Source organism: Pseudomonas sp. FeN3W (assembly GCA_030263805.2).
Lineage (GTDB): Bacteria > Pseudomonadota > Gammaproteobacteria > Pseudomonadales > Pseudomonadaceae > Stutzerimonas > Stutzerimonas stutzeri_G.
Genome location: CP136011.1, coordinates 310,892 through 327,724 on the forward strand (window position 1 = coordinate 310,892; position 16,833 = coordinate 327,724).

At 41.7% G+C, this 16,833-nt stretch carries 17 protein-coding genes; 10 read left to right on the plus strand and 7 right to left on the minus strand.

The genetic code is table 11. The annotated features are described in order from the left end of the window. Positions 1–13: 13 nt before the first annotated feature. Positions 14–3,067, plus strand: coding sequence for an AAA domain-containing protein (locus P5704_025140; protein WOF82086.1), 3,054 nt, complete (start codon positions 14–16; stop codon positions 3,065–3,067). Between the two features lie 86 nt (positions 3,068–3,153). After that, complete coding sequence (locus P5704_025145; GenBank protein ID WOF82087.1) at positions 3,154–3,786, plus strand: hypothetical protein; 633 nt, start codon at positions 3,154–3,156, stop codon at positions 3,784–3,786. On the opposite strand, the gene P5704_025150 is transcribed toward P5704_025145, so the two are convergent. After that, complete coding sequence (locus tag P5704_025150; GenBank protein ID WOF82088.1) at positions 3,783–5,159, minus strand: hypothetical protein; 1,377 nt, start codon at positions 5,157–5,159, stop codon at positions 3,783–3,785. The two genes, P5704_025145 and P5704_025150, sit on opposite strands and share 4 nt — an antisense overlap. Positions 5,160–5,296: 137 nt before the next feature. On the opposite strand from P5704_025150, the gene P5704_025155 reads away from it, so the two are divergent. Next, positions 5,297–6,187, plus strand: coding sequence for a hypothetical protein (locus P5704_025155; GenBank protein WOF82089.1), 891 nt, complete (start codon positions 5,297–5,299; stop codon positions 6,185–6,187). Here the strand turns inward: P5704_025155 and P5704_025160 are convergent. Further along, positions 6,184–7,224 carry a hypothetical protein gene (locus P5704_025160; protein WOF82090.1) on the minus strand — a complete coding sequence of 347 codons (1,041 nt, stop codon included), beginning with the start codon at positions 7,222–7,224 and terminating at the stop codon, positions 6,184–6,186. The two genes, P5704_025155 and P5704_025160, sit on opposite strands and share 4 nt — an antisense overlap. 101 nt (positions 7,225–7,325) lie before the next feature. Here P5704_025160 and P5704_025165 point away from each other — a divergent pair, with 101 nt between their 5' ends. Beyond that, a complete protein-coding gene (locus P5704_025165; GenBank protein WOF82091.1) occupies positions 7,326–8,504 on the plus strand; it encodes a hypothetical protein in 1,179 nt (392 codons plus the stop codon). Positions 8,505–8,521: 17 nt separating this feature from the next. Here the strand turns inward: P5704_025165 and P5704_025170 are convergent, their stop codons facing one another. Beyond that, on the minus strand, positions 8,522–9,055 hold the full coding sequence (locus P5704_025170) for a hypothetical protein (protein WOF82092.1): 534 nt from the start codon (positions 9,053–9,055) through the stop codon (positions 8,522–8,524). 99 nt (positions 9,056–9,154) lie between these two features. Between P5704_025170 and P5704_025175 the strand changes: the two genes are divergently transcribed. After that, on the plus strand, positions 9,155–9,505 hold the full coding sequence (locus P5704_025175; protein WOF82093.1) for a hypothetical protein: 351 nt from the start codon (positions 9,155–9,157) through the stop codon (positions 9,503–9,505). Positions 9,506–9,665: 160 nt separating this feature from the next. Then, positions 9,666–10,769: a hypothetical protein gene (locus P5704_025180; protein ID WOF82094.1), complete on the plus strand. Its 1,104-nt coding sequence runs from the start codon at positions 9,666–9,668 to the stop codon at positions 10,767–10,769. 1 nt (position 10,770) lies between these two features. Here the strand turns inward: P5704_025180 and P5704_025185 are convergent, their stop codons facing one another. After that, on the minus strand, positions 10,771–12,255 hold the full coding sequence (locus P5704_025185; protein WOF82095.1) for a DUF4116 domain-containing protein: 1,485 nt from the start codon (positions 12,253–12,255) through the stop codon (positions 10,771–10,773). 80 nt (positions 12,256–12,335) lie between these two features. Continuing rightward, positions 12,336–13,130 carry a metallophosphoesterase gene (locus P5704_025190; protein ID WOF82096.1) on the minus strand — a complete coding sequence of 265 codons (795 nt, stop codon included), beginning with the start codon at positions 13,128–13,130 and terminating at the stop codon, positions 12,336–12,338. Between the two features lie 139 nt (positions 13,131–13,269). Between P5704_025190 and P5704_025195 the strand changes: the two genes are divergently transcribed. After that, positions 13,270–13,596 carry a hypothetical protein gene (locus P5704_025195; GenBank protein ID WOF82097.1) on the plus strand — a complete coding sequence of 109 codons (327 nt, stop codon included), beginning with the start codon at positions 13,270–13,272 and terminating at the stop codon, positions 13,594–13,596. Positions 13,597–13,612: 16 nt separating this feature from the next. On the opposite strand, the gene P5704_025200 is transcribed toward P5704_025195, so the two are convergent. Together P5704_025200 and P5704_025205 are read right to left on the minus strand one after the other, a co-directional pair. Further along, positions 13,613–14,122, minus strand: a complete 510-nt coding sequence (locus P5704_025200; GenBank protein WOF82098.1) for a hypothetical protein — start codon at positions 14,120–14,122, stop codon at positions 13,613–13,615. Continuing rightward, positions 14,122–14,553: a DUF4326 domain-containing protein gene (locus P5704_025205; GenBank protein WOF82099.1), complete on the minus strand. Its 432-nt coding sequence runs from the start codon at positions 14,551–14,553 to the stop codon at positions 14,122–14,124. The genes P5704_025200 and P5704_025205 overlap by 1 nt, the downstream gene beginning before the upstream one ends. Before the next feature lie 81 nt (positions 14,554–14,634). On the opposite strand from P5704_025205, the gene P5704_025210 reads away from it, so the two are divergent. From P5704_025210 to P5704_025220, 3 genes are read left to right on the plus strand one after another with little or no spacing between them, the layout of a single operon-like run. Next, complete coding sequence (locus tag P5704_025210; GenBank protein ID WOF82100.1) at positions 14,635–15,639, plus strand: hypothetical protein; 1,005 nt, start codon at positions 14,635–14,637, stop codon at positions 15,637–15,639. A gap of 54 nt (positions 15,640–15,693) precedes the next feature. Next, positions 15,694–16,143: a GatB/YqeY domain-containing protein gene (locus P5704_025215; protein WOF82101.1), complete on the plus strand. Its 450-nt coding sequence runs from the start codon at positions 15,694–15,696 to the stop codon at positions 16,141–16,143. Positions 16,144–16,191: 48 nt separating this feature from the next. Further along, on the plus strand, positions 16,192–16,812 hold the full coding sequence (locus P5704_025220) for a hypothetical protein (GenBank protein WOF82102.1): 621 nt from the start codon (positions 16,192–16,194) through the stop codon (positions 16,810–16,812). Positions 16,813–16,833: the final 21 nt, after the last annotated feature.

The window sequence follows — 16,833 nt, forward strand, 5'->3', positions numbered from 1 at the left end:
GAAGAAACAAACGATGAAAAATCAGTCTTTATCGATGGCTTCCTACTGGCGCAACTCACTAGCTGATGCAGAGCTCGGAAAGGGTGGTTGGCACGAACCAGATCTTGCTAACACCGCAATTCGTCCCCGTTTCGAGCTAATCAATGCATCGCTTGATAGACAGGTCACTGACGAATTTTTTAGATCTGAGCCAGCTGAAATACAAGCCATAGAGGTTGCATTTCATCCAATCTTATTTAAGTTAAAAACAGAACATGGAAGCAGGAAGCAGTATGCACTGCCATCTTTAATTTCCCCAATCGTTGTTAAAGCGAGGCTACGACGGGATGGAGCAATTACCCCACTTCCTAAGATTTATGTAACACGAGATCTGCTAGAGCCATTGGAGAGAAACTCATTTTCAATAGGCCATATTGACGACTTGGATATTTTTTTAACAAGCAATCCCTCGCCCGTTCCGGCAAATGTGCTGCATATTGCACAGCTGGCTGAACAAAACCCTCACAGAGATGAGGGATTTGATATTGCCAGTGGGCAAGAATACTTGGAGCGGATCTGGAAGCAGCTATTGCCTTACTGTGAGGCCATGCTCGATCACGTCTGCAAGGACGACATGATCAACGCAAACGGCTACCTACGAGCACGGGAATGGATGATTCGAAAGATTGGTGGGTCAGATAATCCTTCCAAGCGAATATCCTCCCTCTACGATCATTTACGTCAAGCAAACCCTCATGTACCACTGTTTGATGCCTATGCCTCACTGGAGGCTTCGTCTACCGAAGCGCTTCTGCCCACAGACAGCGCATTCGACGTACATGTTGGCCATTGCAGTGACAGCTACCCATTAGCCAAAGCCCAAAGGGATGCGATGACTCATACACTGGCCATGACCGATGGTGAAATGCTTGCAGTTAACGGCCCGCCTGGCACCGGAAAAACAACCCTGGTGCTCTCAGTCGTAGCCAATTACTGGGTGCAAGCGGCAATAGATCAATCTGAAGCGCCAATTATCGTGGCCTCATCAGCCAACAATCAGTCGGTAACCAACATCCTCGACTCATTCAGAAAAGCTATCTCTACAGGCAACGGTGTTTATTCGGGACGCTGGATTTCCGGGATCGATGGCTTCGGCATTTACCTCTCATCCTGGAGCAAGCGCCAACAAACGGGCGGTAAATACCTCTCTTCAGATTTTCTAATGGATTTCGAATCAGTTGATTCAGTAGCCCAGGCAAGAGATGATTTTTTGAGCAAGGCGCGGCTCGCATTTCCTGAATTGACTGCACCAAGTGTTTCAACTGTGGTGACAGCCATTCATCAGGCAATGCTTGGTGAGCAGCAGCGCCTCTCTGAGATCAAGAGTGCTTACGATCAACTCAAAAGCCTTCAGGAGACGCTCAGCAAGGCGCTCGGCCAGAACCATTGGGAGACGCTTCAACGCTTTGATAATGAGGCTGAAGAAGCCAAGAAGCGCCATAAGGTTTTCGAAAATGCCTACATCAACCTGATTAACCACCTGGGCACTCAACCGTTCTGGTACGACCTTCTTAAATTCATTCCAGTTGTTAGCCGCAAGCAGGGGGTCAGGGCCTCGATTGTCGTAAAAAGAACCATTAGGGGAATACCTCCAGACAAAATATGGGAGAGCGTGGACAATCTCAAAGCAACTCTGCTCGAAAAAACGAAGTCTCTCAAGGCTCACGCCGACAGACATCAAAAAAGGCAGCGCAAAGCACATGCGCTCGTCAGGCATATTGCTAATGCAAAAAATCGACTGTCCACTGCCTATAAGGCTGTCATGGATCTTGACCAAATTGATATCCCGAAAGAGCCAGCTTCGCTCTATGAGGCAAACGTCGCAGCTGATACAAGAATCCGATTCAAGCTATTCTTGCTGGCAACTCACTACTGGGAAGGTCGTTGGCTCCTATCTGTAGACGGCCAGGAAGCCTCGCTGCTAGAAGCACAAGGCAAACAAACACCGGAGGTTATCATTCAGCGCTGGAGAAGGCGCATGATGCTAACACCCTGTGCGGTCTCAACGTGCTTTATGCTTCCAACTGAATTCAGAGTCTTGCATGATGACGATCCACACCGTCACAGCTATCTGTATAACAGCATTGACCTTTTGATCATGGATGAGGCTGGTCAGGTTCTTCCAGAAGTAGCGGGTGCTTGCTTCTCACTTGCCAAAAAAGCATTGGTAATAGGCGATACACATCAAATCGAACCAATCTGGAGCATCCCGAAGTCTGTTGACATTGGAAACATGATTCAGCATGGCGTCATCTCCGATTCAGCAGTGCAGAGCGATATTGAGACTATTGTGAATCTCGGAAAATCCGCATCCTGCGGTAATGTTATGCGGATTGCCCAGCTAGCCTCTCGCTACCACTACGATGACGAGCTTGCCAGGGGCATGTACCTATACGAGCATAGGCGCTGCTTCAACGAGATAATCGCGTTCTGCAACGCCCTATCCTACAAGAACAAACTGATACCAGCCAGGGGCAGACGCAGCGACCTGGAAGTGCCACCCAATCAATTCCCTCCTATGGGCTACATTGACGTACATGGACAGTGCAAAACGAAGTCAACAGGAACTCGTTTTAATACAATTGAAGCAAACGCAATCGCCGACTGGATCATCCATAACAAAAAAGATCTTGAGGCAATGTATTCACTGCCAATTGAACAAATTATTGGCGTTGTTACACCGTTCACTGGCCAAGTTGACGCGCTCAGAACTGCTTTGCGCAGAGTCGGGATCGACGTATCAAACGAAACAGGCATGACGGTTGGGACAGTTCATTCATTGCAGGGCGCCGAGCGTCGAATCGTGCTTTTTTCACCTACCTACTCCAAGGAGAATAATGGTGGGTTTATCGACGCCAGTCCAAGCATGCTGAATGTCGCGGTCTCAAGAGCCAGGGATAACTTCATCGTAGTAGGAGATATGCGCCTGTTCAACCATAGACAAGCCTTTACTCCAAGAGGGTTATTGGCAACCTTCCTATACAAACATGAAGAAAACAGAATAAAACTTGAGAAGATCGTTCAATGAGCATTGATAGCCAACAGTGATCAAGTTCAACCTTCTCTGCACAACCGACGCACAAACGAGTACGTAACAAATAGAGGTTAAACAGAATGAAAAAGCTAACCATAAGCCAAGCCGCATTATTCCTTGAAGAGTATCTGACTCACCAGATTCAGCATCCTACTAATTATGAAAGTCAGGCAGATATGTTCAAGGGATCTGATGAGGTCACCCAGCTACTCTCATCAAAGAACAAAGCACTCAGTGATACACCCTTCCCACTCGCGCTGACGTTATTGCAAAATCCTAACCTTGAATCCTCAGAGGAGGCACAGCTGGATGACTTTCAGCTTTTGAATGCTTGTCGCTCACACCTGTCCCTAATGCCAATCACCGAAATCTCACCAACGTCAATCGAGGTTTATGCGTCATTATTGACACGTATTGAGCGCAATCATGATTCGGTATCAGCACTGCGGGCAGTCGTGTCTGTAATGAACAGATCTGAAAACTTAGAGACTCAAGATGAATCCAAGATGCGACACGCCTGCTCAAACGCATTCAAGACGTTCAGGGAGGCGGGCTTAGTCAATGATGAAATTGAACGAAATCTTGATCAGCGGATAAGCAGAGAGATGGGCAAGATTTTCGTAAACGAGCTTGGCTTCAACCCGGCCAATATCCAGTCTCTCAGGGGAATTAAGATGGATAAAGGAAAGGAAGACCCCAAATTGTCGACCTAAATCTCTAGATCTTTTTCAATAAAGTGCCTTTTTATCGAAGGGCACATTTGCCTTAATGATGAAGGGATAGACTTCTGCAAGTGATGTTTTTCAATATCTTTAAGTGAGCAATATTTGTTGTCAACGATCTCTATAAGATCCTCACAATCAACCATATCATTTACCCACTTTTCTCTGAAAATATCTGCAATTTTCAGCACGCTACTCTTTTCAATTGCAATTTGAACAGCGCTCGTCATAACAGGTTTGCATTCGCTAATATCAAGAACGTACCCAGGTGTGAGATTCTTGAAAATTATCTTGATGTTCGTGAAATCACAGCCTGTATGTAGCATAATACTATTGAGCAGCTTATTTTTTATATCATCATGAATATTTAGCTTTTCGCAAGATTCAAGCACTGCGGCAATCATAGAGTTGATTGAGCCAACCCACCCTTCAATAACGTATTTAAAAATGTCATATGCATGATCATTCGAGCAATCTTCCGCCTCACGGACAGCTCGGTCAACATCACTATAGTCAATCTTTGTATTTACGTCAGACCAACGCAAAGGCAAATCACTACTCAGCAAGAGATAGGCTAAATAGGAACTCGTTGGCATCTTGTCTAAGCTTGACCTGTTTCCATTGAGGCAATCATTGACATAATCCTGAACGGAGAATGATTGTATAAGCTTCTCCGCCTCAATGATGTCGCGACCGTGTGAATTTGCCAATGAAAAAGATATGTATCTTTCAGATATAAGATGTAATCCATTGAGGTGAAAATCAATTATTTGGTCAACAGAGGTTTTGCCATCAATACTAAAGAATGCATCTTCGCTTATGAAAATTTCTTGATTAACCTTTGCATAGTCTATAAACAACTTACAAGACTTACTGACTGCCAGTGATAGCGCATTAAAAGCCTCAAGATAAAAATCGATTTGTGTTGAAGAACTTTCAAGAATTCCTTCAACCATTTCAATTACAATCTGTTCGCGACCGGCATCAAACAATTCTTCACACATAACGCCGAATTCAAAACAGTCCTCTTCATATCTGCCTTGAGAAATAACATTATGTGCCAACTTTTTTATAATTGATTCGTCTGCCTTGTTTAAAACACCTATCAAATGCAGAGCCGTTGGGCTTATTGGAATGTTCTCAGCCACCGCTTTCAGAAAGCCTTCTTCATGAGAAGGTGCATTATCGATTAAATACGAATTTATAGCAGAAACGCTTGAATTCATGAGGTGTAGGTTTTGGAGGAAATCGCTCGACATCTCATTAAAGATAAAGCCGACCTCATTGATAATAGCAACTTTTCTTTCGGAAAGAGCTCCGAATAGCTCCTCTCCAAGCTCAGCCAAGCGATTCTTCAAATGCATAAGACGTCCAATCGGAAAATATGGCCTTAAATCGGCCTGTATCCTTATAATGATAACATGTCATCGTGCCTGGTATTCAAATACAAGTGGAATCCGATGCTGGATAAATGCTAATTTAATACAAAGAGGAGATAAATATGGGTCGTTCAATCGAGCGGTTATGTCAGAAAGTGTTAGACGTTAGGCACCCTGGAAAACAGGCGCAAGAGGTCATCACGAACCTTTGTCCTGAGCTTTATAGTAAAGAGACTACAGAAATGGAGTTGCTATCCAGATGGCTCTATGATTGCTTTAGCCAGGTAAATTTGGAGGGGCATCAGATAAAGAACGGAAAGGTTCGAACGCCTTTGAATCGCATGCTTGAAGAATTAGCTTATCGTTTACTGTTTCGTTGGAGCCAAAATGGCTTTGTGAACGATTGCCTGGAAAGTTGCGAAGTTGCAAAAAGACTAGTCAAAACATCAGATCAAGCCACCTCGATACTCTCGAAAATTGAGAAGAAAAAAGAGTTTCTTGCGTTCAGCAAACAACTAGAGGGTTCACTTCTTGAGATCCAGCCAATACGAATTAAAACTTTCTTGCTTGGCGAAACACCCAGACTACTTAATGGTCAAGCTGGATCATCTGTTAGAAGCTTATTCTATCCAGAGAATGAGACTAAAACAAATTCTATCAAATTTCCTCTGCCAGCAGATTTAAGAATTAGATTGCAAGAAGAAAAGAGAAAAATACAAGCACTTGACAATAGGGAGCTTGGCTTGAGGATTATGCATTTAGTTAAAGATAACGATCTATCACGCTATGACCCTGCCTATCCAGTGTATGGCGTTAAAAGCATTTATGTATTAATACCTTGGGCGATTGACAGGCTCTGTAATGCGAGTTTTGAACTGGATTGTGAGTTACCGAATCAGTTCGACTTACTTAACAAAGAAATGAAGGATGCGTTAGGTAGACTCGATATAGTTCTATCCAGATACCATCGACTTACAGCCGAAAGAGATCATTCGGCTGACATGTACTTTTAAATCTCCATGTCTTTATTCAGCAGACGTCGTTTCGCACTGAAATTACCAGCAAGCGACGCCGCAAGATCGGCATGATCGAAGTATTGAGCAAGCCTTATCAGGCATTCATTTGTTATATCCTTCTTCTTAAAGGAAGCGATAACTTCATCCGCTGTATAATGCGATGCCAAATATTTACCAGCCCAATCAACTGAAGCATAACAGTTTCTGTTGTTTAACGCCTTTAGGGCTGAGGTTAATGATGATGGAATTTGAGGATGATGTTGATTATACTTAGACGAATATAGGTTTGAAATTCTTTTCACATCATCAGCCGAAAGCAGATTAATCACCGAGGCATCTTTAATTGAAGCGCAAAGAAGAAGCTCATCACTCCATAGCTTTCTATCTAGTTTTTCAAGAAACTCCAAGCATCGTCCAAGTCTATACAACGCATCAAAAATAATATCATTGTCAATAAATTCAGGATCGACTTTAACAGCAGCCATTGGTGTTTTTTTCACACCCAGAAGGATAAGGTCGCGCGAAAGAAGATCCTTAGGGACATGAACCAAGTTAGAACCATCAATAGCAAGAATCTTTTCACAGGTGCGGCGCGTAACATACTTGCTTGGGATATCTTTAAGTGATACTCCTCCTTCTATAGCAGCATCCACAACTAGATCATTTATAAATTCGTGTGGAATATATTTTATAGCGCTACCCCATCGCGACAGCGAAGCATATATAATTTCATCATCCAAAAAATTCTGAGGTATATACTTGAGAGCTTCCGAGTACCTCTCCGAAGCCAGAGAGCAAATTTTCTCTGTGAGAACTCCTTTCGGAAAATAGCCTATTGACCATGCGTTCACGCTAACAGCAGCTAAAGCTAGCTCTGAAGTGATGCAGTCTGCACGGAACTTATACAACAAATTAAAATCCTTCTTTAAAGCATGCTTTAACAAGGAGACATTATGATCCGCAGGATTGATGTTTAGAACAATACTGGGGTTATTTGAAATCTTTTTCAGTTGAGCATTAAATTTTTGGAGCATAGCCACCTCTTCTTTATAGATTAGCACCATAATCGACTAAATGTCATTATCGACAAATACGAATTTTGCAAGCTATAATAAAAAAAAGAGAGGTGTCGCATATGAATCACAGTGCCGCTCAATGCCTTATGATAGAAGGTCATGCTATAACACGAGAGCTAACTGAATACTGCTTCAATATCAACAGGAAGCGTCAGCTTGTTACCATAATCAACGAACTTAACGATATCAAACGAAGACTTTATGAAAGCGGAGAGATTAAGCTTCTCAATCAGCTTTATCGTTACGGACTGTCCGTGCTCAATCCAGATGGTATGAAAATAACTGAAAAACAGCGCCCCAAACTTTTAAAGAAGGATGCGGTACTTTTATTTAGAAATATTGCTGTATACCCAGTACAAATTATTAGATTTCTCGGCGATGATCAGGTATTTAACAACATTTTAATCAATTCAGCACTAAAATCTGGAACGCTGAATGACATTGATCACAGAGACTCAAGACCATGGGAGGATGTTGCGCTACGTCTTGCAAGAATCGGTGACAGTTTCAACTGGTCATACCTTTTGAAAGAGTCCTCAGTGGACGGTCATGGTCATCAAATACCCAACATTATATCTACACTAGATGAGTTCAAGGATTTTGATATTAATGATATTGAATCAATCAAAAATAGTATAAAGATATATCATGAGTACTGCATTAAACAGAAAAAATATGCCAGCGAAACACCTAATGTTGAAAAAATATTCGACGGCATTATTCGGCATGCAGGAGAAGAACTAGCAACTGAGTTTTTGAGCTTATCTAGGATTTCTGCACTTCAAAACAAGGATTTTATGTTTAAGGTTTATGATGAATACAAGCTCGAACTCGATAAAAGTATCTTAAAGCAAAATATATATACAATATTTTATTCTGGCGGACTGGCTGGATCTGGTTATTCGTTACTGTGGGTTTGTGCAATCCATCACCCTGAAATAATACTGGAATCGGTAGATGCGTTAATAAAATCGAAGTCTAGCCATGCTCATCATCTTGCGAATATAATTAAGCAACTTAATCAGAAAATATCAGTGAACGGCAAAACATACGAAGCTCCAAGTTTTTTGATAAATGATCTTGCATCAATGACAATTAAATCATTAGCGGGGGATAAAATCAGAGATGTGACCAACTTCCTGGAAGATAAATGCGGCCTTTCTAAAGAGCAGTATATTGGGCTGAATGAGTTCGCGCCATTTAGAAGGCAGATGATTTCAAATGATATGGAGATTTAATGTTGATTTATTGTAATTTAGAAAAGGCCTAGTTGAGGTGATTGATTGATGTTGTATGCTTTGTCTCTGGCAACCTTATTTGTCTTGTCAGCGCCTGGATTACATTGAATCCTTATGCACTCAAAGTGTGCAAGAATCCAGTCAGAATTCTTGGGAGTTATTACTTTTTCAATACCTCCAAAATATTGAACGTAGTAATGCGTCAAAGGAAGTACTGACTGCATGAGACGTTCTTTGATATCCGGGTGCGCTGTAAGCTTTGCGCTTAACCCGAGGCATATCAGGCGCTCAAATTCCTTAGAATCAAGCGTAGAGACGACCCCAAGGGTCTTCCCTAGCTTCTTTGCCTCGTACCCAGATAGCTCTCTCAGCCTATCATCACGCCGTGTTAACCAATACCAGAGCCCCTCAACAGACGCAAACGGGCCAAGCTCCGGGTGACGGAAGGGGTGGTGAGAAAAATTGGAAAGATCCCTTCCAAGTAACGTTCTACCCTTCGAATAGACATTAAGATGGGTGACGCCGTCATCATTTGGAGAGTACATGATCATGCAAATATCGCTCTTTCGAAAAACTATATCATTGATATTGACATACTGGCAAGCAAATGTATCATATTGGTCTCATCGCAACTTACCAGGATCAGCCTCATGCGCTTTGCACTCATCGCACTAGTGTTCACATTTGTTGGCTTTGTTGGCTTCTATTTTGCTTTCAAAATGGGGCTTAGATCTAAAAATGAGGCAGAACCTGCTCGGCACGCCTCTAAAGTGTCAAGACCAGGTGCTTCAGGCAAGCCTCTATTGTTGAGCCAGTTGGATGAATTAGACACTCACTTACTCAATAATGACTTTAAACGGGCTTCGCGTTTGCTTATGAGAATTGACGAGCTAACGCCCCGATACAAATCAGAATGGCAGACTGCCATAGATAGAAAAGATGTTGAGCAAGCAAATAAAATCAGAAATGTTATCGAAGATCTACGGGTTGCGTTGAGTTGACTTCACATTTTAAAAACCTGGATATGGCGCTGTACCCAGCATACTAGAGCATTCAGCTCATGGCACATGACTTCAAGTCTGCACATTTTTATGCATATATTAAATTCACCTGGCAGATGTCTTCATGATTCTGCTGTAATGAATATAGGTGGAGTTGACCATGAATTTATTTGATGAAATCGACAAAGCAAACAGCGCCTTACTGAAGATTAGAGGCTTCTTATCAAAGCCTTCAGGTATTGATTACCTTAAGACAAATGTAGACATGTTTGCAGCAGCAATGGATAAAATTATTGAACTAAGGAGTATGAACACATATTTTGACTTTGTTGCCAAAGCCTCAAATATGCTAGATTTTGACTTAGGCAGATACAAACTGAGTGATGATGAATGGTCTTATTATTTGCAATACATGCCAAGCTATTCTCAGGCAATTGGGCAGCTTGTTGGCAATAACTACAATCTTAACAATTGCATAGTTAACGCAACAATAAGATGGGAAACCAGGACAGACCCATATATTGATCTATATCTTGCAAGCAAACTTCTTGAGCACAACGATCAGGACAATTGGGTTAACTATGTCTCGAACAGGAGGCATGATAAGTGTAGCGCTATTACAGCATTATGCAGCTTAGGCTCATTAACAAATGAAGTCGATGATAGCATCCTGGAAACAACACATAGTTTTCTTTCTATAGCAGACCTTCAGCTGGATGACTTACACTTATGGAGTCAATACATTTCGACTCCTCAGATTGACCGTATATATGAAGTTCTCTACAAGAATGGGCACAGTGATCTAGTTAAGAAACTCATAGCTAGAGAACCAAGACATCCAATAGATGCAGTTTATAGTAGACTGTTAAGTCTTTCCGAAAATTACGGATATGAGCCAAGTCAGCTTTTTACGAATGAATTAATAGATTCCACTGCCTTTTGTGTAGACGGTCATTTTATGACAATTCTATGCCATTACTTCACCACAACAAACAATGTTGATTCGGCGCAATTCTTTAATGGCCTTAACAATAAAGACAAATTTATTTTGGCGGCAAGGGGCATTTATACCATGGTTTGTAAAGATAACATTAAACTAAATGAAGAAAGACTTGAGCAGTTTTTTGATAACTTTGTCAGGAACTACAAGAGCATTGAAAAGCTAGATAAAGATATCGCCAAATTTGACTTACCGATGAAGGAGCAGATCCAAAAATGCCGGGCCTATAAAAGATTAAAAATATCTTCTGATCTTGAATACTGAGTTATGGGGTAAATTCATCGTGAGAATACTTTGTTTTGATTTTACTTTTGTGCTTGGGTGGAATAAAAGTAATTAATCCAGAATTTAATTCGAGCGCTTTGTTCCAAAACTTGGGGCTGTTTAACAGGTCATCAGGTATTAACCTTAGCGCTTCATGGCCGTTCGTTAAAGCTGCCAAACAAACGTCTTCAGTTCTGCTTTCCTGATTCACATAGGAAAGTAAACAGCCATTTTGGCGAATGACTTCGGTAAGCACTTTGACGGTAAGAAATTCTTTTGGTAGAGATGCAAAAACCTTATAGTCAATTTTAACTGCCTGCAAAACCAATTGCTCATCCAGCAGAGACTTATTAACAGCTGCTATTGCATAAGGGAATGTGAGACAAGCTAATTCTAGAACTTCCCTCGATATTAGATCTGAGGGCAAATACATAACTGACTCCCCTCTAATCTTAGCCGCATGAATTGCTATTTCATCAGAAAGTAGCTCATGAGGTATCTCACGCAAAGTCAGAAAATTTAGCTCAATAGCTCGCTTTATCAAAACTTCGTTAAAATCCACTCTTCTGAAATTCTTAACTACCGCTCCTCGACTGACTTCGCATGCCTCAAGCCTAAATTCAAAATCTTTTTGAATTGTGCCTGGTAGGTGACGATACACATCAACATTCGCTTTAATGGCCGCAAGCAAAAAATCATTATCAATATACTCTTCATTGATAAATTCAAAACATCTTGGTTCATTAACTAATGCGGTGAAGCATATCTGTTTTGTTTTTAGGTTGATCGGAATAAATTTCAGATTCAAACCATTATGCTTTACTGCCGAATGTGCGAACTCAGCTGTTATGAACTCAACTGGTACTTTGCTGATGCTATTTGGATTAGAATTCAAAGCTGTGACACATACGCCTTTTGTGAGCAGGCCCTCAGGAATATGGTTAATAAAATATCCATCAACCTCACAAGCCGATATTGCAATTCTTTCTGTTAAATCTTTTTCTTGTATATCATAAAAACACATTACATTTGATTTCACTGCTTCAATTAAAAAGCTTTCGCTAATAAGAATTGACGGTACTTGATTTAAGCTAATTCTCCTACTTTTCAAAAGATGCAACGCTAAATTTGTGTCTATTATACTATCAATCAAACTCCTCACAAATGCGCTTTGCTTAGTTGAACTCTGCTTAAGAAAATGTTCAGATTTCAAGTAGCTTATGAAGGCATCTGAAAACAGGTATTTTGTGTCAATTCCTAGGTAGCCGTCACTAAAAGCGTTTTCACATAATAGCTTCAACAACTTATGTGAAAAAGCCTCTTTTGACACAGCCCTCCCAAGACAACTCGTTACCTCATCAGAATGCTCACCCAGGTCAATTTCAATCATCAATCTCTTGATTCTACTTTCCTGTCTCTCGACTAGATTTGCAAACTGTTCTGAGTTCTTCAGATGATTATATAAAAACTTAGATAGTGCTTTCATGTAACCTCTGTTGGCGTGATCAGGTATTTTCTAATTCCATTGTGACACCTTAAGTTCACACCAGTAAACAACATTCTTCATCAAATATTGATCACCAAGTTTTTATTAAAACCAATCTGGCCCATTTCGTTTTGGTAACCATTCATATTGCTCACACAACGAACGCCGTGAACACGCTTGTCCATATTCCAATGTGTGTGACCAAAGCAAATAAGATCAGGTTTATGGTCAATTATAAACTCGTCATCTTCGCTAACAAAGTATACGCTACGAGGAAAATGAGGGTGTCGGAGAGATTCTAGCATCGGGAAGTGCGCCAGGAAGACTCTTTTGAAGTTTTTGCTCTTTGCAAACCATTCAGAATAAGCCAGTCGGGCCTCTCTATTCATAATCGGAAGATCCATTGAATCGAGCAGAACAATTGAATCGTCTGAATTCCTTTTTCTGACAATAAAGTTAAAGTCTGAATAGAAATTTTGGTTAAACCTGAACATCTCCCGGTCATACATGCTACCCATGTTCGACCACCAGGTACTACCAAAAAATGAAATACCCCCCATCTCAACATCAGAGTCCAAAAGCAGATGTAGATCGGGGTCAGATGAAAACTGACTAAACCAAAGCGCCTCAATTTCTAATTTAGAGGGGCGAAGCTTCCCATAGCTGTAGTATTCATGGTTTCCAGCAACAAATATAACCGGGCAGTCAAGAATAGACTTAACATGCTTACAGATGTCGAAAATTTGACCGTAATGAGCAATGTCTCCCAGCAGAACCATAACATCGACCAAACCGCGAGCGGGAAGCATCGTCATTATCTCATTAAAATGATTTGATGCAGACACGTGAGAATCAGATAGAAGGCCAATTTTCATGAAGAACCCCTTAAGTGTTCTTCATTTTAATATGCGTATATTGTCACGTCAAAGAGCTTTATCGGCAGCTGCATCACTAGCCAGTGTTGCACTTCTCATACCAGGCGTATAAGCTTTGCATATGAAAAGGAGAAAGGCCATGAGTAGAAGCTATAAAAAGGCTAATTTTTCATCGAACACAAAAGCATCAAGCGAACGTCATGACAAGTCAATATGGCATGGCAGAATGAGAGCCAGGCAACGTGATCAGCTGTCAAATTTGGAGGTCGATCAGGCTGATGCCATATGCCCTGTACAAGTGTGCGAAGTTAGCAACCCTTGGGACATGGCTAAAGATGGCCGACACTACTGGCCGGTTGATAAGCAGATTAAAACCGCGAAAAGGATTGCAAGCCGAAAGGCATCAAATGATTGCGAATATGAGTCAATCGTTGAACGCCTGCTCGCCAAGTGGCATAGCAAGTAGATAATTTGGCCCCCGGCTATGGCATACAACTTTGATTGTTCAAGCCGGGGGCTTCTATTTGGTCAAGCTCATTTAGTTCTACATTCAACTCAACAAGCCTGTCTACTATAGCAGATTTAACTCTGTACTCAAAATTACTCCGGCTAGCTATTCTGTAGGCTACACCCGACCAATATGCATCGATCAGTTTATTAATGACTTCTTGATCCAAGGTGCACGAATAACCATTGTCGTTAAATAAGCACCACGCTTCTGAGTACCACGCCAAATCAGATTTCTCAACAGGTTCAAGTACTCTTACGCTATAAACAGCATCGGTATAGCCTCCTGCTCCATCGATGTCATCAATATTGCGGGACAGAAATACACTTGAAAACCTGCTTAGTTTTTCAGCTGGGCGGCGAAGATCTACCAGCGACTCAAACTCTCTAACCTCGGCGTCAAAAACATAGCCATCTGTTTGCGGCCTAAGTATCGTTCCCAATGGAAAGTTTTTACGAGAACCATGATAATATGTAAGGTTCATTAAAAAAGTCCCATCTGCTGAGAATCATCCGGTTGAGCATTCTTCTTTTTATTGGAATGGGAAGGTATTGTGGAGCCCAAGGCTTCTTCAAGAGAGATTTCGTTCAACAGCACCCTGTAAATATCCCCATGGCATTCAGAAGGCTTACAAAAGCAGCCAAGGGACTCCCCTCTTAGCTTTTCGATGTTGCTGAGAATCCATTCACGACGTTCAGGCTCAACTTCGTCAGGATCTCCTGCTTTGAAACGTGTACCCTTAAGCCAGTCATGAAAGGCAAGGAGAGCCTCATACTTGCTTGCTACTTCGGTTGTCGAAAATTTTGATTGTCGTATTGAAAATGGATTTCCATAATGGAAGCGATGGTCTTGTCTGCCGATGTAGACCGTATAAGCCTCACGACGTAGGTTTACCACCTTGGTGAATGCGGTCATTGTATACCTCAAATGTCTTGTGCGCAGGCGAGCATTGATGCTACATAATGCATCCTGGACTACTAATAGGATATATATACCATGAGCCAGGCAAAGAAGTCACTCTACGACCTTTACCCTCGCCTTACTGACACGATGGTCAACGGTATTCGACCTATTTTACCCAAGGGGGAGCGCAAGAAAAAGAAGTCAGAGATCCTGGGTGGTGTGTTTTCTGATATGCCTCACATGCTTCATTCTCTTGATTTTTTGATCATGTCTGAAGAATCACTCTGGGAGAGACACGGTAGCCAAGTGATTTTTCCGGAATCACCCCTAGTGCTGGATAACTTTGCAAAAGCAAGGTTCAATCTTGAATCCTCAGAAGGATTCAGGCTTCCTTTTGAAAGTTTTATGCTAGCCATGCCTCATGGGTATTCGTTCATGGGTACAGTTCTTCCAGGCTTATTAGTCACTTTTATTGACTACTTTACTTCACAAGAACAAACCATATTTCCCTTTTGCGACGCTCTTAAGCTTCAAAGGCCTAATAACGTCGCTCACAATCAAGAAGTCAGAAAAGGTGCACGGGCTCTTTCTATTAGTTATCGCGATCCAAAGAACTCTCAGGGTTACGCAAGGATGTTAGTGTCAGAGGATAAAATACCAAGCCTTCTAAAGGCCAATTCCAACGCTGATTTTGAAAGTATCATGGGGTACTATCATGACAAGCTAGGCGTTCTTGAGCTTGATGAACATGACTTAGATATTCAATTCAAAGCAGTGCGACTTATCGCTGCGCTAGGGGTATACAACCTTGCAACCGAGGGTGAGAGGCTTAAAACGGGTTTCCCAGGCCAGGTAGTGCCTCGAATGAATTTTAAAAACCCTGACATGCCCATACGAATGACCACACTATCTAGCCATGCGCCCTCTCAAATACCAAAGAATTCCCCAGAATCGCATTATCGCACTTGGCATATAAGGCAGCTTAGGGACGAGCGATACTACCGTGGCAAGTTCGAAAACCTACCAAGGGGGTCTAGGTTTGTGTTCGTTCCAGACTCTGTAGTGAATGCCAGCGTTTCACCAAACACACAATTTTGATATTGCTTATAGAGGCATATTTAGTATACTTGTTGCTCAACTAAGGAGAGCATAATGAGTACACTTAAGACACTACAAGATCAGCGCCTTCAGTTCAAAAAAGAAGGCGAAGCAAAACTCGCAACACTACTGTCAACCGTCCTAGGCGACTATCAAAACCGAATGTCGCGTGGAAATGCAGGTGAGCCTGAAGCTGAGCTACAGGCTGTACTTCGATACTTCTTGAAGAACATTAAGGAGTTCAAGGCCAATCTTGAGAAGATTCCCGGCGAGATTGAAAGTGAGCGTTACAAGGACTTGCTGGCAGAGGAGATCGTAATCGAACAGCTATTGCCTGAACTTCTTTCAGAGGATGACTTGAGATCGTTAATTTCCACAATGATAAGCGATCAAAATCTTGGGCCTAAGGATAAGGGCAAAGTCATGTCAGCTCTGAAGGCTGCTCATGCTGGACGCTACGACGGCAAGCAAGCCTCGCAGCTGGTCACTGAAATGCTAAGCTAGACTATTTAGAGCCTCACCGTTTATTCTATATAGACAGTGAGGCTTTAAATGAACACAAAAATCAATTTCGAAAAACATTATTTTTATCACGGCAGCCCATTTAGAATTGAAAAATTTTGCCTATCGTTTTGTGGAAAAGGCAATGATCAAATTGGGTCTGGAATCTACTGCGCATCTAAAAAGTCTATCGCCATTGGTTATTGCGAAGCGGATCAGAGAAAACTTTCTACTTTTAGCAATACTCCTGTCTCCCCAACACTTCATAAGCTAAAACTAAATATCAAAAATCCATTAGAGGTAACGAGCATAGTTCCACTAGGTTATGATGTTGTTAGGCAAATAATTTGTGGCTCACCGGCACTGGAAGACGCTCTTTCGAATTTCGGCGATATCGAATGGGAAGGGCTTGATAAGGTAATGAATAGAGCCTGCTCAGGATACGTCAAGCAGCATGAAGTTCCTTTAATTAGCATATTGCATATGCTGGCAAATGATTTCTTTGACGGTGAAGTTGCAGCTTTCAACAATACTATTCGAGATAACCTTGGCTACGACTCAGTCATCGAATATTACGAAAATGAGGCAATCATTTGCGTATGGTTTCCTGAGGACATAGAAATCATATCTCGCATTAATGTGAGCGAACTCCAAAGTGAGATGGAGCCGTAACTCATAGGCCTCAAGTATTGA

Excerpts from the sequence above, each read along its gene's own strand:
- P5704_025140 (WOF82086.1), top strand. The coding sequence starts at position 14 with ATGAAAAATCAGTCTTTATCGATGGCTTCCTACTGGCGCAACTCACTA.
- P5704_025145 (WOF82087.1), top strand. The coding sequence starts at position 3,154 with ATGAAAAAGCTAACCATAAGCCAAGCCGCATTATTCCTTGAAGAGTAT.
- P5704_025150 (WOF82088.1), bottom strand. The coding sequence starts at position 5,159 with ATGCATTTGAAGAATCGCTTGGCTGAGCTTGGAGAGGAGCTATTCGGA.
- P5704_025155 (WOF82089.1), top strand. The coding sequence starts at position 5,297 with ATGGGTCGTTCAATCGAGCGGTTATGTCAGAAAGTGTTAGACGTTAGG.
- P5704_025160 (WOF82090.1), bottom strand. The coding sequence starts at position 7,224 with ATGCTCCAAAAATTTAATGCTCAACTGAAAAAGATTTCAAATAACCCC.
- P5704_025165 (WOF82091.1), top strand. The coding sequence starts at position 7,326 with ATGAATCACAGTGCCGCTCAATGCCTTATGATAGAAGGTCATGCTATA.
- P5704_025170 (WOF82092.1), bottom strand. The coding sequence starts at position 9,055 with ATGATCATGTACTCTCCAAATGATGACGGCGTCACCCATCTTAATGTC.
- P5704_025175 (WOF82093.1), top strand. The coding sequence starts at position 9,155 with ATGCGCTTTGCACTCATCGCACTAGTGTTCACATTTGTTGGCTTTGTT.
- P5704_025180 (WOF82094.1), top strand. The coding sequence starts at position 9,666 with ATGAATTTATTTGATGAAATCGACAAAGCAAACAGCGCCTTACTGAAG.
- P5704_025185 (WOF82095.1), bottom strand. The coding sequence starts at position 12,255 with ATGAAAGCACTATCTAAGTTTTTATATAATCATCTGAAGAACTCAGAA.
- P5704_025190 (WOF82096.1), bottom strand. The coding sequence starts at position 13,130 with ATGAAAATTGGCCTTCTATCTGATTCTCACGTGTCTGCATCAAATCAT.
- P5704_025195 (WOF82097.1), top strand. The coding sequence starts at position 13,270 with ATGAGTAGAAGCTATAAAAAGGCTAATTTTTCATCGAACACAAAAGCA.
- P5704_025200 (WOF82098.1), bottom strand. The coding sequence starts at position 14,122 with ATGAACCTTACATATTATCATGGTTCTCGTAAAAACTTTCCATTGGGA.
- P5704_025205 (WOF82099.1), bottom strand. The coding sequence starts at position 14,553 with ATGACCGCATTCACCAAGGTGGTAAACCTACGTCGTGAGGCTTATACG.
- P5704_025210 (WOF82100.1), top strand. The coding sequence starts at position 14,635 with ATGAGCCAGGCAAAGAAGTCACTCTACGACCTTTACCCTCGCCTTACT.
- P5704_025215 (WOF82101.1), top strand. The coding sequence starts at position 15,694 with ATGAGTACACTTAAGACACTACAAGATCAGCGCCTTCAGTTCAAAAAA.
- P5704_025220 (WOF82102.1), top strand. The coding sequence starts at position 16,192 with ATGAACACAAAAATCAATTTCGAAAAACATTATTTTTATCACGGCAGC.